Source organism: Niabella terrae, from assembly GCF_054783135.1.
Genome location: NZ_BAAGRD010000003.1, coordinates 80,405 through 103,505, shown reverse-complemented (window position 1 = coordinate 103,505; position 23,101 = coordinate 80,405). Strand labels below are relative to the sequence as shown.

The following is a 23,101-nucleotide window of genomic DNA, read 5'->3' as shown; positions in this document are numbered from 1 at the left end:
GTCCCTGACAGGTACCGGTCGTATCTGCTTATTATTTAAACTCCACTTGTTTGCCATCTGCCCCCAGGGTCACATCCACTCTTTTTTTAGCCGCTGTATAATCGGTACCCGTAAACCGGATATCGCGGATGCGGTTGCCGGAAACCCGAAGCAGACTGGCAGCCCCCGTCGGGTAAGTCAGCCGGTCCATTTGGATATTATCACTGTTGATGATGTCGATTACCGGATCCGTATCCTGACTGAAAACTTTGACATTTCGGAAACTGATACCACTGGCTTCCTGAATATCCACCCCTTTGTCAGACTGAAATACCGCATCAGAAATTGTTATGTTCTTGACCTGCATTTCCGGGAGTCCGCGAATGAAAACAGCCTTACGTGCACCATTGCAGTAGACATTGCTGATCTCAATATTGCGGAACTGCGGCGTGGTTTCGTCCACGGGCAGCTTTTCCACTTTGGGTAGTGTTCGCTTCTCTCCTGCCAAAGGCACCGGATCACGGGCCATATAATACATATCAAATAGGATGGCTTCCCCCGGTATGTCCTTCATATAAATATCCTTGATATAGATATTTTCCACAATACCTCCCCGACCCCGGGTCGTCTTGAACCGCAAACCAATATCACTACCGATAAAAGTGCAGTTACTGACATATACATTATTGACACCACCGCTCATCTCACTGCCCACTACAAAACCGCCATGAGAAGCATATACCGTACAGCCCCTGATGATCACATCCTGGGTTGGCATGCCACGCTCGCGGCCATCGGCATCCCGGCCGCTTTTCATACAAAGCCCGTCATCACCTACATCAAATACACTGTTTTCTATCAGGACATTCCGGCAACTTTCCAGATCGATACCATCTCCGTTCTGTGCATACCAGGGGTTTTTCACAAAAACATTCTTCACCGTGATATTGCTGCTCATCAGCGGATGCAGACACCAGGCCGGAGAATTCTGAAAGGTCACCCCTTCCAGTAATATCCGGTCACAGCGGGTAAATACCGCCAGATTGGGTCGTAAAAAATCCTTTACTGAAGCATAGAATGCTGCATCCTTTTCCGGCGTAATGCGCCCCGGATCCTTCATATCATTCCCCTTGACAAACGACGCCGAAGGCATCCACAGCCTTTCGTCTTTAACAATTCCTCCGGAAGCGACCAGCTGTTTCCACTGACTGGCCGTCAGCTTTTCCTTTTTAACCGCCCGCCATACGTCTCCATTCCCGTCAATAATGCCCTGGCCGGTAATTCCGATATTGCTGGCGCCTTCCGCAGATATGGGCGACTGATTGCGCATTTGCGGAAAGCCCTCCCAGTTGGCTTTAATCAGGGGATACTGGGATTTATCTTTGGTAAACAGCAGGGTAGCTCCGGCTGCCAGATTCAGATTGACATTATTCTTAAGTACGATAGGACCGGTTAACCAGAGTCCCTGGGGCACCACGACAATGCCGCCTCCCGCAGCTGTACAGGCATCTATTGCCTGCTGTATCGCTTTGGTATTCAACTGATGTCCGTCCGGAACGGCACCGTAACGGGTAATCTCGTATCGGTCATTTTTAAAAGAAGTCGCAGCTATTTCAGGTAATTTCCAGCTGGTCTGCGCCGAGGTTACAAAGGCAGTTAATAGGAATAATAAACCAAAAAACACGTTTTTAAACATTGGCAAACTATTATAAGAGTGGACAAGATATAAAGAATCCCATTTGCTGTGACAATTGTCAAACACTTTATTTACGCAAACGTTTCCAATAGTCAAAAATTCCATGGCTTTAAGAAAAAAACACGGTAGATATGGCCGGCAGCCTTGTTTTCGACTCATTCCCAGCTTACTTCCAGGTCACGAATCAGGGTCGCGCCTGCCCCCACAGTTCCTGTGTGCTGGATACCAAAACCTCCAAAATCATTAGGCGGAACGGCGACTTCGATATCAACCACAGCGGACAGCGCTCGGCCAACCCCAGGATCCTCCTTAATTCGTTTGTTCTCCGCATGTACCCGGAGCAGACCCTCTTGATAGCTCAGCAGGATTTCACAGTCAGGCCGAAAACAAACGGTCGAGACCGGAGACGAGAGGGGTTCGACTTTCCCATTATCATAACGCATGAGGGTAAAATCCACCGCATCGCTGTACTTGGAGGTCCGCTCTATCCGCAATGCATAGCCCGTCAAATGCCGGGTATCGAATTTGATGAACAGGTCCAGGTATTGGGCCCGGGCGCTTCCGAATCCCTGACCCGCTGTTTTGGCCGGTATGGCCGTCATCCGAATCTCCATATTCTTATAAGATCCGCCCATCGGTGTATACCGCATCCGGGCCCCCTGTTGTGCCTGCACCAGACCAAAATGATCTGCAGCACCGTCGGTGCCGGCACCCACATACCAGGCGGGCCGGCTATTGTCTGCCTGCCATTGATAGGAACGGGTATCCTCCGGAGCAAAAGCATCAAAACTAAAAAAGCCAGGCAACAGTTCAGGCTGGTTGTCAACTGCCATCCATTCGGGTTCGAAAACCAGGGATCGGGGCGCTGGCAAAACTGCCGCAGCGGCTACAGGTCGGGAACTGATGACCGACCGGGGAGCCCCCATCCGGCTCATTTGATGCCTGGGCTTAATTACCGCCATAATATAGTAACCCGCATCGGCCGCAGTGGGTTGGTACCGGCGCAATGGATGTTCCTGCCGGGTCACGCCGATACGTATGGCGTCTACGCCCCGCGGATCCCGGCAGCGGTACCAGCTGATATCTGAACGATCCGGATATACTGTCTGCAACTGATAAGCTAATCGCAACCCGCCGGAATCGGTGGTCTGCAGACGCAAAGCCTGCAGAAATTCCGGGGGATCTTCCAATTCAGGTAATATGCTTACAAAACTGACCGCCTCCAGACCGGAACGGGTCCGGGCCAGTACCTGCACCCGACAGGTGCTGTCCGTATGGTTGGCGGGGATCAGCAGACAACTACTGTCATTGCGGACAATCAGTCTTGCCGCATGCGCCGCTCCGCCCAGCTGCCAGTTCAGTCCTTCCGGCGGAAGCGGGTTACCGACAGATCCGAGTGCCCGGGCCTGGATCTCCACACTGTCCTTTCCGGTTTCGATGGTCCCTTCCGAAGGGGTTAACCATAGTTGCAGGGCCTTATCCGCTTTTTTACCCGCCTGTCTCAGGATAGCTTTCAGCTCCAGCGGGTCCCAGTCATCCGGACCCTTGAGCAGGCTATAAGTATTATAATAAGTTTTCCCCCGCACTACAAACCGGTAAGCATCCAAAAGCGGCAGCCCGCGCAGGTCCACAGTAGTTTCCGGATGGGCGGGTTCCGGCGACAGGGGTTGGCCGTTCCAGCTAAGGCCATATATATAGTTGCGGGTCCGGAGATCGACCCGGTCCCTCCAGCCTATGTATAAGGGATCGGTACCATTGATCCGGGAATCAATAAGCGTTATGGGGCCACCGCTTTTGACAAAGAATTGCCGGCCCTTACAATGGGTATGGATATCACAGTTCAGAAAGACCGCTCCTATTCCTGAACTGCCCCAGAAAGGCTTGGAGCTGTAGAAATCGAAACGGCAATTCAGGTATACCGCATTGCCATTGAGTGCATCATCTGTACATTCAAAATAACAGCCTTCATAAAGGGTTCGTTTGCCGCCAATAAAAGGACAGGTATTCAGCCGGCTGATGAACCGGCAATTACGGAAAAATATCCGGTCGCCTTTACAAAATCCAATCTGCGCCTGTACGATGGCATCGGCCCGTTTTTTTCGGTTCAGTGCGGGTTTCAGGGGATATACCAGGTCAACATTACAATAATTACCGAAGCTGATGTTCTCGGCATAAAATCCGTCGCCTTCGATGTGCAGCAGGGTATAATTACCGCGGGCGCCGATCGTCTGCCCCCGGTTAGCAGCCAGTACCACATCCTGCGCACTGTCCGCCAGTCCGTATAGTTGCAGCCACTGGCATTGAATCTCCATGGCAAATGGCAGGCTGGTACCGGCTGCTGGCCTGCGTTCTGCGGGATCATCAGGATCATCCAGCCAATACACATAGGGTGCAATATACAGGCGCATCGGGGCTGCTTCACTGCCGTCCTGAAGTTGGCGGGCCGCCACCTGTAAGGAACGGAATACATACGGACTGGAATGCAGTTGCTGATCGCTCAGACCCGCATCGATATAGAAAGCTGCCGGTCCCAATACGATTTCCTGGTGTTTATAAAACAGCCTCCCCTGTGCAAAACGAATGTCCTTATTCAATGGGTGTTCCTGGGCAGCTGCATCCAATAAGGAACCCAGGCCCATCAGAAAAAGGACCGTCTGCAAAAGCATATGGCGGTAAAAGGCAGGCATATCAATCGAATAACCTCCGAAACCATCCCGTTAAGGACGGTTCCGGGGCAAGGTATTACTGTTGTGCAAATCCATAGCCATTGGTAATTAGGCCGTTGGACTTGGCGATGGTTTCTGATGACAGGGGTAGCAGATAACGGGGTGGCACACCCGATGCCACATAATCATCCGGATACCCTTTGAAAATATTGGTACTGTACTGGTCCTTGTAGTCCAGAATGGTAGCCCCCCAGGGCGTCTTCACATAACCGGCAGCCACCAGTGAAGCCGCTTCGGGACCATTCGGATTGATATATCGGAACAAACCTTCTATAGCCAGATTGCGATTGCCACTGTTAGGTAAAAAGCCGGAAGCTGCCCAGAGATCACAATTACCTCTCCATCCCGGGAAACGCAGCGAATGCGTGGGATCCGCCGCCGGGACTTCGCACTGTGTCGTCAGCATTTTGCTCATGCCGGCATCGGTTACATTCATTGCTTTCACATAGATATAGGCGGAAATCGTATTGCCATTGGCAAAAGTATAATAGCCCTGAGACTGCAGCCCGCTAATCATCGCTTTTTGCAGGTCTCTTACGGCTTTGATTTTCTGCGGCAGTTTTCCGGTCCGGATCAGGTCATAGCGGCGGTATCCTTCTCCGGCAAATTCCAGCTTACGTTCCTGCAGGATGGCTTCTTTCAGGTTCGCACCGGATAGTCCGCTGATATAGCCGGTAACTTTAGCCGCCTGATCAGCTGCGGAAAAAGCCCGGGACCTTACTTTGGTCAGTTCCGTTTTGGCAGCACCTTCCTCTCCCAGCTCCGCGTAGGCTTCCGCCAGCATTAAAATCACATCTGCCATTCGCATTTGTGTCCAGTTGACGCCCGATTTTCTCTGAGAGGCCGTATAAGGCTGTGGCATTCGGCTTTCATCCCATTTATTGTTGGGCAAGCCTCCATTGCTTCGGGAACCCGGGGAAAAACTGATAATGACTTCTGAAGCGGCCCCGGAATTCGCAGTGACCGTAGCAGTAACATCCCGACGCATATCGGCAGGATCATAATCGCCGTAATAGAATGCCGGCATCAACCGGCTCTGCCCATAGGATTTGCAGGGGTAGGCATTCGAACCACCACCATTGGAAGGACGTCCAAATGCATAGGGTCGTTCGGAAAACTGTCCCTGGGTCTCACCCATTTCATAAAGAGAAGCCGGACTCACCTGCAGGTTCATATTGTATTGAAAATTGTATTGAAAAGGGTTATTGAAACCGGCACCCCTGGGGTCACTTGTAATCAGGTAAGCCGAGCCCGGATTGTCCACGCAGGCTTTGAGATAAGTTCTGGCGATCTCATAATAATTTTTGTAATCAGTACGGCGGGCATACACAGCGTTCCATTTTTCCGTGCCAATCGTTTCCAGAGTTACAGCACCGTAATCAAAATCAGTACGACGCAGTCCATAGCCGCCGGCAAACAGGGCCATTTTACCAATCAGCCCCTGACAAAAAGTTCGGGAAAAACGTTCTGCCGTGATACCCCCTTCACCCAGCCGGTGCATGACGGGTTCCACCTTGCGGAGGTTTTCCAGTTCTTTGTCATAAATCTGGTCACGGGAAGTCAGCCCGGCACTGTCCGTCTGGCTCAGGCTGGCAATCGGAACATCAAAGTAGGGCACATCCCCAAAATAACGCACCAATTGAAAATAAGCATAAGCCCGGAACACCGCGGCTTCACCATACAATTGCGACCAGTCATTGGCCGTACCACTGCTGATCGCATCTTGAAACTCCTGTTTTTCAGCAATGGCTTCCATGATCATATTGGCCCGGTTGGCCACTTTGTAGAGGTTGGCCCAGGCACCCACGGCATTGGAATAATCGATGGAGATTTCGCTGGCATAGAGTCCCTCTGGAATATGCCTTGTCTGGGCATCATAACTTTCAGGATGGGTCTCGGCATCAGAGCCCACCACATCCAGATCATAAAACAAACCGTTACCAGCGCCCCGCCATATTTCATAGCAGCCTACCATGACTTTATAAGCTTCTTCGGTTGAAGAAAATACAAATTCCTGATCGGCTTCCGATGGAGACGATACCTCTAAGAAATCTTTTTTACATGCACTGAAGCTGACCGCCAGCAACAGCAGGATATATGCAGAAATCGTTTTCATTTGTTTACCATTTATCTTTTTTACGGAGTGGTTGCAGCCGGACTTACTGTCTGGGTTCTTGTCCGTGTTGATATATTTACTTGGATGCATGTTGTAAAAATTTAGTCAAATCAGAGTTGAAGGTTTAAACCCAGTGTAAAAGACCGCGCCCTGGGATAAGCACCCCAATCCAGGCCAGGTGTCGGGTACTGAGCGCCCCCCTGACTCAGGTTGGTACTGACTTCGGGATCCAGTCCTTTATATTTAGTAAACAGCAGGGCGTTATATACGGAGGCGTAGAGTCGTACGGATTTAAAGCCCGCCCGGGAAATCCAACGTTCCGGAAAACTGTAACCCAGGGTAACCGTATTGAGCCGCAGAAAAGACCCGTCCTGTATTCCCAATGTGGATACCACCGGATTCTCATGATAAGGCAGAAATGTGGTGGCACCTGCATTCAGCGCATTCAATGCGGCAGGGTCGGTCACGCTGACCAGGTTACCATCCTGGATGTCGAATATCCGATAGGCCCCTGACAAATAGTTTAACCTGTTGCGGAACAGCCCGTCTTCCTTACTGCCATAAAACGCAGCCAGGTATTCCGCATTGTAAATTTTATTGCCCACGCTCCAGTTAAAATTCAGGGCAAAATCCAGGCCTTTATAATTACCATTAAGGTTCAATCCACCGGTGTATTTGGGGTTCATATCTCCGATTACTGATACATCACCTTCATCAATCACACCATTGCCGTCCAGGTCTTTAAATTTTACGACACCGGGATAGGCCACCTGGCCACCTGGCTTATTGGCAGTAGTTCCATATACGGTTCCAATAATGCCTGATGCAATATCGGCTACGCCGCTTTTCAGGGTATATACCCCATTGGCATAGTCAAAATCTTCCGTCGTGTACCAGCCATCATAAGTGTAACCGCGAACCTGACCCACCGGCTTACCGACTTCCAGAATATAATCCCCGGTATTGGGTTGGGTCATGGTACTGCCCCAATTGGTTTTATATAAGCCGTTGACACCCGGAGCCAGTTCATCCACCCTTCCCTTATTGAAGTTGAAATTAAAACTGGCATTCAGGTTAAAGTCTGTCTTTCTGACAATGCCGGCACCGACAGAAATTTCGATACCGCGGTTGCTGGTACTGCCCACATTATCATAGGTAGCAGAAAAACCACTGATGGCCGAAATAGAGGTCAGCATCAGCAGGTCTTTGGTAGAGTTCTTATACACGTCAATAGAACCAAAAAGGCGGTTATCCAGCAGGGAATAATCCAGACCCAGGTTCCGGGTAATGGTCGTTTCCCATTTCAGATTGGGATTGGCAAGGGTGGAATTCGGGGAATAGGCCATCTGCTGGATCTCATTGACCGAGTAGCCGGTAAAGCCATCCGAAGTCCAGTTCATCCGCCACAGATTGGCACTGATGCCGTCGTTGCCGACCGTTCCGTAAGAAAGGCGCATCTTCAGGTTATTGATCCAGGAAACATCTTTCAGGAAATTCTCGTCAGACATCCTCCAGGCAAAAGCCGCCGCCGGAAAATAGCCCCAGCGGTTGCTGGGTGCAAATCGGGAGGAACCATCTGCCCGGAAAGTAAAGGTAAACAGGTATTTGTCCAGTAAACCATAGTTCGCCCTGCCGAAATAGGAATTCAGGCGGTTGGGCGTACCGGTATTGGAACTATAGCCGTAATTGATCAAAGCATCGCCGGTAAAATACTGATCCATCATGGCGAAGGCCCGATCGGCATCAAAATCCTTGGGATATTTATTGCCCCAGATATTAATGCTTTTGGATCCTGAGTTCATCACTTCCTGTCCCAGGAGCAGGTCGAGCTGATGGGCCTGTCCAAGATTTTGGAAACGATAAGCCAGGGTATTGGCCCAGCGCAGGTTCCAGCCTTCTGCAGTTGATATCGAGGCATTACCTGAAAAAGTTTTATTACCCTCCTGATCGATATAGTTATTGTAAATAGCTCCGGACCAGGATTCGCCGCGGTTCCAGTAAGTATTCAGTCCCAGTTCGGAACGGGCGGTCAGCCCCTTGACAATCCGCCAGGTCAGCCCGGTATTGACCCGTAGGGAACGGTTGACCGATGCCGGCGAATAGTCCCGCATCCGGGCCACGGGATTGAACATATCCTGCAAAACATAATCATACAATCCCAGCTGGGTATTTTTGGTATCATCCAGTTCACCCAGCACATCCGCAGTGGCAATGGGCCGGAACTGATAGGCGGAGGACAAAATTGATCCCCGTCCGCTGGAGGTTCCCTCATTGCCCATTTCATCGATATGGGTATATCGGGTATCAATTGAAAGGTCCAGTTTCTCGCCAATTTTCTGGTCCAGTTTGATAGAAGCATTATACCTTTTGAACCAGGAATTAATCTTCATGCCGTCATTGTCCACGTAATTCAGGGCAACCAGGAGCCGGGTTTTATTATTGCCCGCCATCAGCGACAGATTATGGCTTTGTGACATGGAAGCCGAATAAGCTTCGCGGGCATAATTTTTCGCGGCCACATTCCTGTAATGATCGATCCCTTCGGCATTACTGAAGTCTGCTGCCGCACCGCCGATCGCCCATAATTTCTCCCAGGCGGAAGCGTAGCCGTTGCTGATGGCTTTGGCATAGGCCCAGTTATAAGCGATATAATCGTAGGCGTTCATGGTCTCCACATACTTGGTGGGCTGATTGCTTTGCAGATAACCATCGTAATTCACGGTGACCGCCCCGCTCCTGCCGTTTTTAGTAGTAACAATTACCACACCGTTGGCACCCCGGGCACCGTATATGGCGGTGGAGGAAGCGTCTTTGAGTACGTCAACGGAGGCGATCTGGGCCGGGGGAATATCTGAAATGGAAGAAACAGGAAACCCGTCTACGATATAGAGGGGTTCATTGCTCTGGGAGATGGATCCACCACCGCGAACCCGGATGGAAACCGAGGCGTCCGGCCGGCCATCCTGGGTAGTGACATTTACCCCTGGCAGTTTACCCTGCAAAGCCTGGGCGGCATTCGCCACCGGTACCGCCGCAACATCTTTCCCGGATACCGACGAAACGGCGCCCGTCAGGTCTTTTCTGCGAACGGTCTGGTAACCGATCACCACCACTTCATCGCCGGCATTGGTTACGACCCTTTTCATTTTTAAAGATGCCGTATTACCGGAGACCGGCATCTGGACCGTCTCAAATCCCACATAACTGAAAACCAGTACGATCCTGCCGGAGGAAGGCACATCAATATGATAGGTTCCAGCTGCATCGGTCTGAGTTGCAGCGGTACCGTTTTCCAGACCAACGGATACGCCCGCTAAAGGGGCATCATTTTCGTCGGTCACGGTTCCCGTGATGGGCTTGGTCTGTGCCTGGGCACTGAAATAAAAAACAGACAGGAAACTAAAAAGACAAAAGAGGCTTTTCATCTGGCAAACAGTTTTAATTTAAGTAAAATTTCGACGACTAAATTATCTACTCCGGCGCTTATTACTCAAAAAAAATACGCAATCGTTTGCATGTCTTTCCAGTCATATAAGGCTAAACTATTGCCTTTCAGTCTGCTAAACATTCAGGTAACCGGTTGCAATTGTTCAGGCCTTTTGCTGCATGCAACGGGCCTGCCGGTTCCAGGGCATTTTCGCCTCCGCAATAATTGATGGCTGGGGGGCGGAAGTCTGAAGGGGGCTTAACAAAAAAAGCCCCGTCCGGAAACGAGGCTTGTATCTTTTAGCATTTGCTGAATTACCAATCCTGTTTGGCAATACCTGCTTTGATTGCAGCCAATGCCTTTTCTTCTCCTAATAAGGCAGTAAGCTTATTGCCTTTACCGTCATTTCCTTTTGCGATATATCCTCCTTTTGCGGTTCTTGATATCACGGCATCCAGAATTGGTACGTTCTTTTCCTTGGTTTTTACGTTGTAAGCTGTAAGTGTTACATCTGCCATATCTGTTAAGTTTTAATTAAGAAAGGCTGAAATTAAGGGTTTTACTCAAAATCAGGGTCAATTTATCGGTAAAAACCGCCCGGCATACCTAATTTTAGCGTTTACGGAAGTTGATCCTGGATCGGATCCCAGGTTAATCCCAAGGCGATAAAATCGCAAAACGTTGATTTCCAGTATAGTACGTATATAAAATAAAAAACCGCCCTTTCGGGCGGTTTCGGGCTTCAGGCCTTGGAATATTATACATCCAAATTGGCGTATTTGGCATTGGTTTCTATGAATTCCCGCCGGGGCGCCACTTCATCGCCCATCAGCATACTGAAGACCCGGTCGGCTTCTGCGGCACTTTCGATGGTCACCTGCTTCAACGTACGACGATCCGGATCCATGGTGGTCTCCCAAAGCTGCTCCGCATTCATCTCTCCCAGACCTTTGTACCGTTGGATATGAACCGATTCTTCTTTACCGGCACCCAGCTGCGCCACCAGGGCCTTGCGCTGCTCTTCATTATAGGCATAGGCTGATTCCCGGCCTTTCTTTACAAGATACAGGGGCGGTTGGGCAATGTAAACATATCCCTGTTCCACCAGTGTTTTCATATACCGGTATACAAAGGTCAGGATCAGGGTGGCGATATGGCTTCCATCCACATCGGCATCGGTCATGATAATCAGCTTATGGTAGCGAAGCTTCGTAATATTCAACTCTTTCGGATCCTCAGGCGTACCCACGGTAACACCCAGCGCTGTATAAATATTTCGAATTTCTTCATTCTCGTAAATCTTATGCTCCATGGCTTTCTCCACATTAAGGATTTTACCCCTAAGAGGCAGAATTGCCTGAAAACTCCGGTCACGTCCCTGCTTGGCCGTGCCGCCGGCTGAATCCCCTTCCACCAGGTAGAGCTCACAACGTTCCGGATCACGGTCCGAACAGTCAGCCAGCTTTCCGGGCAGGCCGCCACCGCTGAGAACGGATTTTCTCTGCACAAGATCCCTGGCTTTTCTGGCCGCCGCCCGGGCCTGGGCCGCCAGGATCACTTTATCGATAATGGTCCGGGCCGCTTTGGGATTTTCTTCGAGGTATGCTTCCAGTACCCGGCTTACAGTGGTTTGTACTACCCCACTTACTTCACTGTTACCCAGCTTGGTCTTGGTCTGGCCTTCAAACTGCGGTTCGGGCACTTTCACCGAGATAATGGCACTCAGGCCTTCCCTGAAATCATCCCCTTCGATAGACACTTTGGCGCGATCAAAATATCCGTTTTTATCTCCGTAAGTCTTGAATACACGGGTCAGGGCCTGCCGGAATCCGGTAACATGGGTCCCCCCTTCGATGGTATTGATATTGTTGACGTAGGAATAGATATGCTCGCTATAAGAATCATTATAGGTCAGGGCCACTTCCACAGCTACATTGGTGGCCGCGTCATGACCGTCAACACTGAGTACATTGGGTATCAGCGGCCGACGCCCGGCGTTATCGTCCAACATACTGACGAACTCTACAATACCGCCCTCACTGTAAAAGGTTTTGGAAATAATATTTCCGGCTTCATCCTTTTCTCTTTGATCGGTCAGCGTAATCCGGATGCCACGGTTCAGGTAGGCCAGTTCTCTGAGCCGGCCCTCGAGAATATCAAATTTGTATTCATCGGTAATAAAAATGCTGGTATCAGGCCAGAAATGCTGATGGGTACCGGTCCTGTCGGAAACACCAATCTCCCGGACATCGTACTGGGGAATACCGATCCGGTACTCCTGTTCAAAGATTTTTCCCTCCCGGTGTACTGTGGTAATCATTTTCGTACTCAGGGCATTCACACAACTAACGCCCACACCATGAAGACCACCGGAAACCTTATAACTGTCCTTGTCAAACTTACCTCCTGCATGCAGTACGGTCATGACGATTTCCAGTGCGGATTTATTCTCTTTCTTATTGATACCGGTGGGAATCCCCCGGCCATCATCCTGTACAGAGATGGAATTATCTTCGTGAATGGTTACATCGATGTTTTTACAATGACCGGCCAGGGCCTCATCAATAGAGTTGTCCACCACTTCATATACCAGGTGGTGCAACCCCTTGACACCAATATCTCCGATATACATCGCTGGGCGCTTGCGCACCGCTTCCAATCCTTCCAGTACCTGAATACTATCTGCTCCGTAAACGGGCTTGCGCACCGCTTCTGCTTCCTTAATTTCTTCGCTCATAAAATATAAAACTACTAGTAAAAATGCCCGAAAGGCAATTCACAAATATACGAAAAATCCAGCAGAGATAAGGGTTTTCTTGACCCGATGTGCATATCCTGTCAATAGCGGGAACGGGGACGTCAGCGGACCGAAAACGACCCATAGATCATCGGTACCAGCAGCAGCAGGCCAGGGAAATCTGGCAGTTAGCGTTTCACGATCTGAGCGACCAGGTCGGCCTCCGTGGCTACTTTATTGCCCACATAGACCGTGCCCCGCATTTCGCAGATACCCCGTCGTATGGGCGCCGTCAGCTCCATTTTCAGGATCATGGTATCCCCCGGGCGGACCATTTGTTTGAACTTACAGTTGTCGATTTTCAGAAAATAGGTATCATAATTGCCTTCACCAGCCAGATTGATGGCCAGAATCCCGCCACACTGGGCCAGGGCCTCGATCTGCAATACGCCGGGCATCACCGGATTACCGGGGAAATGCCCCTGAAAAAACCATTCGTTAAAAGTAACGTTCTTGATACCGACGATCTTTTCATCGGTCAGTTCAATGATTTTGTCTACCAGCAGGAAAGGAAAGCGGTGGGGCAGCCTTTTCTCGATATACTGCAGGTCGTATACCGGTGGTTCGGCGGGATTATAGTTGGGAACATCCTTGGTATGCTTATTGGCGCGGATATGCTTTTTGATCAGTCGCGCAAAGGCTACATTGGTACTATGGCCCGGCCGGTTCGCAATAACCCGGCCTTTTACCGGATAACCGATCAGGGCCAGGTCACCCACAATATCCAGGAGTTTATGCCGGGCGGGTTCATTCGGAAACCGCAGTTCAAGGTTATTAAGGTAGCCCTCGCTTTTTACCTCAATATCATCCTTATTGAAAATGGCCTTGAGCCTGTCGAGTTCCTTATTATCCACCGCTTTATCGACCACGACAATCGCATTATTCACGTCGCCGCCTTTGATCAGGTTATTGTCCAGCAGCATTTCCAGTTCGTGCAGGAAGCAGAAAGTCCGGCAGGAGGAGATTTTATCCTTGAAATTCCGCATGGTCTTCAATTCCGCATGCTGGGTGCCCAGTACCGGCGAATTAAAGTCGATCAGCGTGGTTATCTGATATTCCCGGGCGGGCATGATCACCATCTCCACCCTTTTGTCATCATCGGTCAGATAGAGGTTCTCATCGATGGAGTACCAGATTTTGGCAGCGTCCTGTTCTTCCAGTCCAACTTCCTCAATGACTTCCACAAAAGGCATGGAACTGCCGTCCATTATGGGAACTTCAGGGCCATTGATTTCAATCAGGCAATTATCGATACCTAGCCCTACCAGGGCCGCCAGCAGGTGTTCTACCGTAGAGACTTTCGCCCCATTGGCTTCCAGGGTCGTGCCCCGGCTGGTATCGGTAACTAATTCACAATCAGCCTTGATAACGGGTTTATTGGGCAAATCCACCCGCTGGAATTGAAAACCAAAACCCGCATTGGCGGGCTTTAAAGTAACATCTGCGAGTATACCGGTATGCAGGCCGGTGCCACTAATATTTACCGCGCTTTTCAGCGTATGCTGTTTATCCGGATTGAAGTTATTATTCATTATCAGATAGATTGAATGCGGCAAATATAAAGAGAAGTTAAATGCCTGAAAAGCCTGTCTGGATTTAAATTAACCAGGCTAAGCGGCGGTGCGCTTGTACGGACCGGTAATCCGGTGGCTCGCTCCGCCGGTGCAGCCGGCCGCCACCGGTCCGGCCACCCCTGAAAAGGGTTGGAATAGCAGATCTTCTATTCTTATCCATTCGTCCCTTATTTTTGCAGCCTTATGGCAACTAATAACAATAAGCCTGCCCAACCGGCAGGCCGGTTTCAGGCGATCATTTCGCATTGTAAGGAGTATGGATTTATTTTCCCCAGTAGTGAAATATATGACGGATTACAGGCAGTATATGATTACGGGCAATGGGGCGCGGAACTGAAAAAAAATATAAAAGATTACTGGTGGCGGAGTATGACCCAGTTACACGACAATATCGTGGGCATCGATGCGGCGATTTTTATGCATCCCACCACCTGGAAAGCGAGTGGACATGTGGATGGCTTCAATGATCCCATGATCGACAATAAGGACAGCAAAAAGCGCTACCGCGTCGACCACCTGATCGAATCGCATGCAGAACTGCTTCGCCAGGACAACCAGCAGGCAGCGGCGGATGCCCTGATTGCTGAGATGGAAAAAGCAGATGCCGCGGGCGACCTGGCAGAGCTGAAACAAATTATCGACCGGCATCAGATCAAATGTCCCATCAGCGGAACAGCGAACTGGACCGATATCCGGCAGTTCAACCTGATGTTTTCCACCGAATTCGGATCTACCGTATCCTCAGATGAGGAGAATAACAAGGTCTACCTGCGTCCGGAAACCGCCCAGGGTATTTTTGTAAATTTCCTGAACGTACAGAAAACCGGCCGCATGAAGATTCCCTTCGGCATTGCCCAGATCGGAAAAGCCTTCCGTAACGAAATTGTTGCCCGGCAGTTTATCTTCCGGATGCGGGAATTCGAACAGATGGAAATGCAGTTCTTTATCCGGCCCGGAAGTCAGCAGCATTGGTATGAATACTGGAAGCAGGCCAGGCTGCAATGGCACCTGGAACTGGGCGTGCCGGCCAGCGAATACCGCTTTCACGATCATGTGAAACTGGCGCATTATGCAGATGCCGCCTGCGATATCGAATATAATTTTCCCATAGGATTCAAGGAACTGGAAGGTATTCACAGCCGGACTGATTTTGACCTGAAAAACCACCAGGAATACAGCCGCAAGAAAATGCAGTATTTTGACAATGATATCAATGAACAGACGGGTAAACCCTATGGCAATTACATCCCTTATGTTATTGAAACTTCCATCGGTCTGGACCGGATGTTCCTGTCAATGATCTGTGCGGCCTATACAGAAGAAGACCTGAGCACGCCGGAGAAACAGGACAGCCGGGTGGTATTAAAATTTCCGGCCAAACTGGCCCCCGTCAAGCTGGCGGTATTCCCGCTGTTAAAGAAGGACGGTCTGCCGGAAATTGCACAGGAGATCATGAGCCGATATCGTGGTGCTTTCAAATGTTTTTATGAAGAAAAAGATGCCATTGGTAAGCGCTACCGCCGGATGGATGCGATCGGTGTACCTTTCTGTGTTACCGTCGACCACCAGACCAAAGAGGATCAGACAGTTACTATTCGTCACCGCGACAGCATGGAACAGCAGCGGGTATCGATCGATCAGATCGGCGAACTGGTCCTCCAGGCGATCAGCTAGCAGATTTCCCCGCATCCTCGTGGCGCTCCCCCCGGGCCACTTTAAACAGGTGCAGGACCTGAGGGAATAAGGCATCCATCGTTTCGGCTGCCCCCCGGGTGGAACCCGGAAGGGTCAGCACCAGGCTGCGGCCAATAAATCCGGCGATACCCCGGCTCAACATCGCATAGGGGGTACGTTGTTGCCCATAATTTCTGGCAGCTTCCATGATACCGGGTATTTCCCGGTCCAGCAGGGGTCGCAGGGATTCGGGCGTAATATCACGGGGCGACAGTCCGGTTCCTCCGGTAAAAAGTATCAGTTGATATCCTTCCGCTGCCAAATGACGGGCCTGCTGCTGAATGGCGGACGCCTCATCGGCAATAATTTGGTAGGACCCGGTTTCGATGCCGAAAGCTTTGAGTTTGTCTACGATCACCCGGCCACTGCTGTCCTGTTTGCTGCCGGCAGCCACGGAATCCGAGCAAACGATAACGGCTGCCCGCACCGTGGTGGTTAAATCAGCCGCCCTGTCCGATTTACCACCCTGTTTACTGATCAGCCGGATATCCTGAATCCGTACATCCGGATCCACGGGTTTGAGCATGTCATAAATCGTAAGGGCTGTGATGGAGGCCCCGTGCATCGCTTCCACTTCCACTCCGGTTTTATACACTGTATGCACTTCGACCCGGATATGAATTTCCAGTTCCGCCATTTCGTAACTGATGGAAGCAAACTCAACCGGCAATGGATGACAGTCGGGAATCAGGTCGCTGGTCTTCTTGATACCCAGCAATCCGGCGGCCCTGCCGATTTCAAATACATCGCCTTTGGGAATCTGACGGTGGCGGACGGCTTCGATCGTTTCTGGTCGGGAAACCAGTACTGTCGCCGCTGCAACGGCTTTTCTTAAACTGTAATTCTTATGTGTTATATTAACCATATTAATGTTGTTGTTTCCATTGATCGGTATGGTCTTCGAAGAGCTCCCGGCCCCAGACAGGCAGTTCCTTTTTGATCCGCTCTACCAGCTCTTCACAGGCGGCGATGGCTTCCCGCCGGTGTGCGGCGGAAGTAAATACAAAAAAGCAAAGACTGCCGGCCGGTACCCGTCCCAGACTATGGTGTATATGCATGCAATGCAGGGGATATTTCTCAAAAATAGCTTCCCGGATTTCCTGCATTTTTTTCAGTGCCATTTCCTGATAGGCCGTATATTCAATGGCCGCTACTTTTTTCCCATCTACTTCATCTGCCCGTACCTGTCCCAGGAAAATGCTGTGCGCACCGATACCGGTTTTTGCCGCATGCCCGGCAATACCGGAACTAATCAGTGCCGGCGGTATAGGCCCCTCTAAAAAAATATTCTTCATGTTACCCATCAATTAATTTTGTTTTTGTGTACACCCTGTGCTGCAAAGGCTGCATCGTTATATAATAGCTGCCCGATCTCTGCGGGCCAGCCAGTCCCGGATCCCGCCCTTCAGGCTGTAAACTTCCGGATAACCGGCCGCCCGCAGGCGGCCTGCTGCTGCCCGGCTGCGCGTCCCGGAATTGCAGCACAATAATAGCTGTTGAAAAGAAAGCGTCGGCAGAATCCGCAGCAATTGCGCTTCAGAAAGCCTGAGGTCTGCCAGTCCGGTCGCCTGGGGTAATTCGCCCGGTTCACGGATATCAACAACCAGTAATTGCTGCTCCTTTCTGGCCCGTTCCAATACCGGGACGTCCCATTCCAATGCTGCAGTCCCCGCCCCGCAAGCTTCCTGCCCGTAATCGCGCTGTAGATAGGCTGCTGCCGAGGATAGCAGCCAGGCATCTGCAGCTGCTGAAGCAACAAGCGCTGTATGAAAAGTCTGCTGCCGCAGTAGCTGGTATTGCAGCATAAAACCGGCTCCCTGATCGCCCAGTCCGGTCAGCAGCCGAATGGCTTCACTGGCCATCATGGTACCAATCACGCCGGTCAGTACCCCCAGAACGCCCGCTTCATTGCAATCGGGCACGGTGCCCGCCGCCGGCGGCCGGGCAAAAACATCTCGGTAGCTCAAGGGCCGGTTCCCTGCGGAATGCTGATGGCTATCAAAAACAAAAAGCTGCCCCTCAAATCCGGAAACCGCTCCTGAAATCAGCCTTTTGCCCAGCAACTGGCAACCATCACTGATCAGATACCTGCTGGAAAAATTATCCGTGCCATCCAGGATGATATCGTATTGGGGGAAAAGCTCCAACGCCTCCCTCGCCCGCAGGGGTTGCTGGTAAGTTACCACCTCCAGCTCCGGGTAAAACTCCCGGAGTCGCGCTGCGGCTGCGCTAACTTTGGGCCGGTCCAAATCACTTAAAGAATATAAAATCTGCCGGTGCAGGTTCGACAGGGACACGGTATCGGGATCAATGATCCCGATGCGACCCACGCCGGCGGCAGCCAGGTACTGCAGGGCCGGACAACCGAGCCCCCCGGCACCCACGACCAATACCGCCGCGTCCCGCAGGGCCTGCTGGGCTGCCGGTCCGAACCCCTTTAGCAGGACTTGGTGCCGGAACCGTTCGTATGAATATTTTCCCGCCATTAAATTATCCTCCTGAAAAAGGCGGCATCAATGCCACCGTACAGCCCGGTTCCAGTTCCAGTTCCCGATCTCCGTCCACCAGCCTTTCATTAACTGCGACGGCATAGGATTGGTCCCGGAGCCCGGGATAGCTTTGTTCCAGCTGATCCTTCAGTGCTGCCAGACTCACCGCCTGCGGCATTACCAATTCCGGAACCGCCAGTTCCGCCAATTTTCCAAATAAAAGTACCCTTATCGACATAATTAAATATTATAATACCCGGCTTACCTTAATTTCCTGAACGCCTTTGACATAACGTCGGCCCGTAGCCCTGTCGGAGGAGCTAATCATGCTGATGTAATGCTGCATCTCCCGGCCTTTACGGCCATCATAGCCCTTAATCAAAAAAACGGAGTCCCCCACTGCCGTATTATAGAGTTCGTTCCAGGAAAACACCACCTTGTAGCCGTCAGTCGCAATAATTGTAAAAAAAAATTCGCTGTATTGCTTGGGACCCCGACTGTTCAATTCCAGTGGCGCCAACAGGTCTTTGAGTCGAACCAGTTCCGGATGATGCAAGACGGAACGCGGTTCGCCGTGATGATTCAGAATCCGGATACTGTCCAAACGGTACTGCGGATATCGGGATAAATCCTCCAGGGTAAATCGCAGCTCTTTTTTTACCGCTCCCGTTACTGTAAAATGTTCAGTAGAAACAATCCGGTGCTGCGCCCGCAGGCCGAAGGCGGGCAGCCAGCAAATAATTAGAAGCAGTATCCTCTGTACACTCATATATTGTAAAATCTATCCTGAGATTATTAAATTAATTGTTGTCCCCTTTCGCCTTCAGTCTGGTATACTTTAACCAGGCTTCCCGCCGTATACCTGCCGGGTTCCGGCCCCAGTTCTACCAGACAGTTGGCCTGCGCAAAGGATTTCAGGCGATAAGATTCCTGCGCTTCCAGTATCCGGACCCTGCCTGCATGCAGGCTTCCTTTTAAAAAATGTGTCAACGGATGACTTTTTTCAAAGTCGTTTTCCAGGACGGCCTCGCTGCTGGCAGGCTGTAAAGACAGGCCGGTCAGCTGTTCCAGTGCCAGCCAGATATATTGGCTGAAACAGGTAAGCACCGAAGCCGGATTCCCCGGCAGACCAAATACAGGTTTACTGCCTTTTATTCCAAAGAACAGGGGTTTGCCCGGCCTTTGGCGCACTTTATGAAAAACCGGTGTAATCCCGCAGACTTCAGCCGCCCTTAGTACAAAATCATAGCTGCCCACGCTGACGCCCCCGGTGAGCAGCAGGAGATCAGAAGCTGCCAGTGCCTGTTGCAGCGTATCACTCAGTTCTTCCAGATTATCCGTCGCATGAAAGATACGATCGAGTATAAATCCTTTGGTTTCCAATGCGGCGGCCAGCATCAGGGAATTGGATTCATAAACCTGGCCATAGGATAAGGGCTGGCCCGGAGTCTGCAATTCAGATCCGGTAACGATGAGACTGATCCTTGGCAGTGGATATACTTCAACGGCTGCCCTACCTGCGGCAGCCAACAGGCCGATAGCCGCGGGACGAAGCAGACTGCCGGCATCGAGCACCAGTTGACCTTTTCGCAGTTCCGAACCCTGGGGGCGAACATTGGCGCCCAGTTGGATTTGTGGATCTCTTATCGTCAAACTTGGACCTGCTACTTCGACTTTCTCCTGCATTACGACCGTATCTGCCCCTTCCGGTACCGGTGCGCCGGTAAATATTCGAAAGGCTTCCCCGGCCTGCAGAATCTGCGACTTGCCGGCACCGGCAGGTAGTTCCCCTGCGACATGAAGCCCCCTGTCTTTTTTCCATTGCGGAAAACTGAAAGCATATCCATCCATGGCGGATTGTGGAAATCCCGGTATGTCCTGTTGCGCATATACCGGTTCCGCCAGTATCTTTCCAGCCGCTTCTGCCAAAGACAGCCGGACAGGTGGCAGCCGTGCAATTGCCCTGCTGATCAGCTCCTTTGCTGTTATGACCGATATCATCTGCTCCATTCCTTAGTTTTTTCAACCGCCTATCGCGATCATGGAACGGTTCAATACGCTCCTGGTATCCAGTTGTTTAAAATCTTTGGTAAACTGACCGCCCAGTTCCCGTGCCTTGCCGGCAATATTTTCGATGATCAATTGTCGCGGATCCTCCCCGCTGCGAATAACGCTCAGTAAATCCGTTTCACCGCCAGCAAACAAACAGTTTTTCAGCTTTCCATCAGCGGTTAGCCGCATCCGGTTGCAGCTGCTGCAAAAGGGGGCGCTCATGGTACTGATGACGGCAAAACTGCCTGCATGGCCCGGCACCTGATATTTTTTAGCTGTATCATGTGGACCGGTTGCTACCGGAACAAAAGGATAGCGGGCACCAATCCGTTCCAGCATCTGCTGCCAGGTAAAGACTTTGGATCCGTCCCATTGATTACCCGTGAAGGGCATGAATTCGATAAACCGGATCTGTACTGGCTGCTCCCGGGTCCATTCCACAAAATCCAGTAATTCGTCATCATTCAGACCGGCAATGACCACGACATTGATCTTCAGTTCAATATTTCTGCGCAGTTGCTGCGCTATATTACGCATTACCTGCCCGAAACCCTTGCGTTTTGTGATCATCAGGAATTTTTCGGGTTGCAGGCTGTCCAGACTGATATTGAGCGACCGGATCCCGGTCTGCTGCAGTAAGGGTGCTACCAGATGCAGCCTGGAGCCATTGGTCGTCAGGGCCAGCTCAACGGGCAGTGCTGCCAGAGCGCTGATGATTTCAGCGGCATCTTTGCGTACCAGAGGTTCGCCTCCCGTAAGCCGGATCTTGCGTACCCCCAGGTCGACAAAAGTTCGGGCCAGCGAAAGAATTTCTGCCGGCTGCATCAGACGGGCAGCAGGGGTCATCTGATAATCAGCGTCCGGCATGCAATACAGACAGCGGAAATTGCAATGGTCCGTCAGAGAAATTCTCAGATAATCGTGTACCCGGTTATATTGATCAGTAAGCATATTGAATTCTACTTAAAAAAGAAAGGGTTGCCGCTTCAGCACTTTCAAAGGCTGACCCACGGCAATGACGCCCTGTTTGTCATAAAGCAGGTTCTGGCCGAATAATATTTTATGGCCCAGCCTGCGATATTTCGAAAGTGTCAGCAGCGGCTCTTTTGCTTTGTGGCCAGTCTGTTGATCGATCGTCGTGATTACACAGCGGGCACAGGGTTTCACGGAAGACATACCAATGCCATTGATTTCGAAAGCGGCAAAACTGTCTTCCTCAAAAGCCCGGCCACCGGTAAAAACGATATTGGGCCGGAAACGGTCCATCGGCAGTGCTGCTGCCAGCCGACTGTTCAAATCATCCAGCGAAGCCTGACCGATTAACAGGAGCGGAAAAGCGTCGGAAAAAGCTGCAATATCCGTAGATCGACGGGCATATTCCGGATCGACTTTCCTTTGAAAACTGTCCGGCATGTATACCAGGTGGCAGGGACGTTCCAGTTTCCGGGAAAACCAGCGATCGGCTTCTTCAGCGACCAGAACCGCCTGACAGCTGTCTTCAAACAGTTGCACCTTTATCGTAGCCCTGCCCATATCCGGGTTCAGGGGCAAGCGGATCTGGTCCGCCAACCTGTGCTTGTCGTAAACCAGGAGGTCCGCACCTTCAAGCGCGGTTTGTAATAAAGCCATCCGGGGGCATTGGCGCTGACTAATAAAACAATGATCTGCATCCACCAGCATCATCCGGCGATCTCCCGCCAGCCCCCGATCCGTAAGCGCTGCCTGCGTCAAAGAAATCCCGGCCAGTGATTTTATCGGATATATGAATATTTGACTCACCTGGAGCATCACTGCATTTTATTGATTATTACCAACCCGGTTGCGGCTTAACCGTCCGTTCGTAAACTGGCGGCTGTCCGGACAATAATGATTAATTTTAAGTCAAAATTAATACTCCTGGACATACATCCCATGCATATATCAGGTTTGGTACTCTGTGGTGGCTTCAGCAGCCGTATGGGTACAGATAAAGCCCTGCTGGAATCCACAGGCGGCAAATGGGCTGAAATCGCAGCCGGCAAACTCAGTGAATTACAGCTTCCCGTAAAATACTCGGTACATGCCGGTCAGCATCGGCAATTTACCAGGTTGTTTCCGCAGCGCGAACTCATCGTAGATGATCCCCAGCTGGACGTTAAAGGGCCACTACTGGGCATTCTGAGCGCCTACCAGCAGGATCCCGGAAAAGACCTTTTCGTACTGGCCTGTGACCTGCCACTGATGGTAACCCCTTTACTCAAAGAACTTTTACGGCTGTATCAGGAACAACCTGCAGCCGCCTACTTTTTTACGAATGAAGGCCATGCAGAACCCCTCTGTGCGATTTATACCAGCCAGGGGCTTCAAAAAATCCAGGACATGGTGGGTGCCGGGACCCTGAAAAAATTCAGCATGAAATATGCCCTGGAACAATTGCATGTCAGGACCATTCCCTTGAACGAGGCTGATAAAAAATATTTTAAAAACTTCAATGCGCATGCCGATTTAAACGGCCACTGATCCCATGTTTCA

17 protein-coding genes are annotated in these 23,101 nt (G+C 50.9%); 2 read left to right on the top strand and 15 right to left on the bottom strand.

What is annotated here, in order from left to right; all coding sequences use genetic code 11:
* Positions 1-31 precede the first annotated feature (31 nt).
* The 7 genes from ACYVI9_RS03185 to ACYVI9_RS03155 form a co-directional block, all read right to left on the bottom strand.
* Positions 32-1,675: a glycoside hydrolase family 28 protein gene (locus tag ACYVI9_RS03185; protein ID WP_460760577.1), complete on the bottom strand. Its 1,644-nt coding sequence runs from the start codon at positions 1,673-1,675 to the stop codon at positions 32-34.
* A 155-nt stretch (positions 1,676-1,830) separates the two neighbouring features.
* Complete coding sequence (locus tag ACYVI9_RS03180) at positions 1,831-4,362, bottom strand: pectinesterase (protein WP_460760574.1); 2,532 nt, start codon at positions 4,360-4,362, stop codon at positions 1,831-1,833.
* 55 nt (positions 4,363-4,417) lie between these two features.
* Entirely contained in the window at positions 4,418-6,517 is a 2,100-nt protein-coding gene (locus tag ACYVI9_RS03175) for a RagB/SusD family nutrient uptake outer membrane protein (protein ID WP_460760572.1), read from the bottom strand.
* Positions 6,518-6,627: 110 nt separating this feature from the next.
* Positions 6,628-9,942 carry a SusC/RagA family TonB-linked outer membrane protein gene (locus ACYVI9_RS03170; RefSeq protein ID WP_460760570.1) on the bottom strand — a complete coding sequence of 1,105 codons (3,315 nt, stop codon included), beginning with the start codon at positions 9,940-9,942 and terminating at the stop codon, positions 6,628-6,630.
* 316 nt (positions 9,943-10,258) lie between these two features.
* Positions 10,259-10,462 (bottom strand): hypothetical protein, encoded by a 204-nt coding sequence (locus ACYVI9_RS03165; RefSeq protein WP_460760567.1) that lies wholly within the window; start codon positions 10,460-10,462, stop codon positions 10,259-10,261.
* 239 nt (positions 10,463-10,701) lie between these two features.
* Positions 10,702-12,681 (bottom strand): DNA topoisomerase (ATP-hydrolyzing) subunit B, encoded by a 1,980-nt coding sequence (gyrB, locus tag ACYVI9_RS03160; protein ID WP_460760564.1) that lies wholly within the window; start codon positions 12,679-12,681, stop codon positions 10,702-10,704.
* A 188-nt stretch (positions 12,682-12,869) separates the two neighbouring features.
* Positions 12,870-14,273 carry a bifunctional UDP-3-O-[3-hydroxymyristoyl] N-acetylglucosamine deacetylase/3-hydroxyacyl-ACP dehydratase gene (locus tag ACYVI9_RS03155; RefSeq protein ID WP_460760561.1) on the bottom strand — a complete coding sequence of 468 codons (1,404 nt, stop codon included), beginning with the start codon at positions 14,271-14,273 and terminating at the stop codon, positions 12,870-12,872.
* Positions 14,274-14,498: 225 nt separating this feature from the next.
* Here ACYVI9_RS03155 and ACYVI9_RS03150 point away from each other — a divergent pair, with 225 nt between their 5' ends.
* Positions 14,499-15,989, top strand: a complete 1,491-nt coding sequence (locus ACYVI9_RS03150; protein ID WP_460760558.1) for a glycine--tRNA ligase — start codon at positions 14,499-14,501, stop codon at positions 15,987-15,989.
* Here the strand turns inward: ACYVI9_RS03150 and moaCB are convergent.
* From moaCB to ACYVI9_RS03110, 8 genes are read right to left on the bottom strand one after another with little or no spacing between them, the layout of a single operon-like run.
* Entirely contained in the window at positions 15,982-16,914 is a 933-nt protein-coding gene (moaCB, locus tag ACYVI9_RS03145; RefSeq protein ID WP_460760555.1) for a bifunctional molybdenum cofactor biosynthesis protein MoaC/MoaB, read from the bottom strand. The genes ACYVI9_RS03150 and moaCB overlap by 8 nt on opposite strands.
* 1 nt (position 16,915) lies before the next feature.
* The gene (locus ACYVI9_RS03140) at positions 16,916-17,344 is read right to left on the bottom strand and encodes a molybdenum cofactor biosynthesis protein MoaE (protein ID WP_460760553.1); all 429 of its coding nucleotides are present in this window, start codon (positions 17,342-17,344) and stop codon (positions 16,916-16,918) included.
* 57 nt (positions 17,345-17,401) lie between these two features.
* Positions 17,402-18,535, bottom strand: coding sequence for a ThiF family adenylyltransferase (locus ACYVI9_RS03135; RefSeq protein ID WP_460760550.1), 1,134 nt, complete (start codon positions 18,533-18,535; stop codon positions 17,402-17,404).
* A 4-nt stretch (positions 18,536-18,539) separates the two neighbouring features.
* Complete coding sequence (locus ACYVI9_RS03130) at positions 18,540-18,776, bottom strand: MoaD/ThiS family protein (RefSeq protein WP_460760548.1); 237 nt, start codon at positions 18,774-18,776, stop codon at positions 18,540-18,542.
* A 9-nt stretch (positions 18,777-18,785) separates the two neighbouring features.
* Positions 18,786-19,307, bottom strand: a complete 522-nt coding sequence (locus ACYVI9_RS03125) for a molybdopterin-binding protein (RefSeq protein ID WP_460760545.1) — start codon at positions 19,305-19,307, stop codon at positions 18,786-18,788.
* 26 nt (positions 19,308-19,333) lie between these two features.
* Positions 19,334-20,548 carry a molybdopterin molybdotransferase MoeA gene (locus ACYVI9_RS03120; protein ID WP_460760542.1) on the bottom strand — a complete coding sequence of 405 codons (1,215 nt, stop codon included), beginning with the start codon at positions 20,546-20,548 and terminating at the stop codon, positions 19,334-19,336.
* A gap of 12 nt (positions 20,549-20,560) precedes the next feature.
* Entirely contained in the window at positions 20,561-21,541 is a 981-nt protein-coding gene (gene moaA, locus ACYVI9_RS03115; protein ID WP_460760538.1) for a GTP 3',8-cyclase MoaA, read from the bottom strand.
* 12 nt (positions 21,542-21,553) lie between these two features.
* A complete protein-coding gene (locus ACYVI9_RS03110; RefSeq protein WP_460760536.1) occupies positions 21,554-22,378 on the bottom strand; it encodes an MOSC domain-containing protein in 825 nt (274 codons plus the stop codon).
* 123 nt (positions 22,379-22,501) lie between these two features.
* On the opposite strand from ACYVI9_RS03110, the gene ACYVI9_RS03105 reads away from it, so the two are divergent.
* On the top strand, positions 22,502-23,089 hold the full coding sequence (locus ACYVI9_RS03105) for a molybdenum cofactor guanylyltransferase (protein ID WP_460760533.1): 588 nt from the start codon (positions 22,502-22,504) through the stop codon (positions 23,087-23,089).
* The last annotated feature ends 12 nt before the right edge of the window (positions 23,090-23,101 follow it).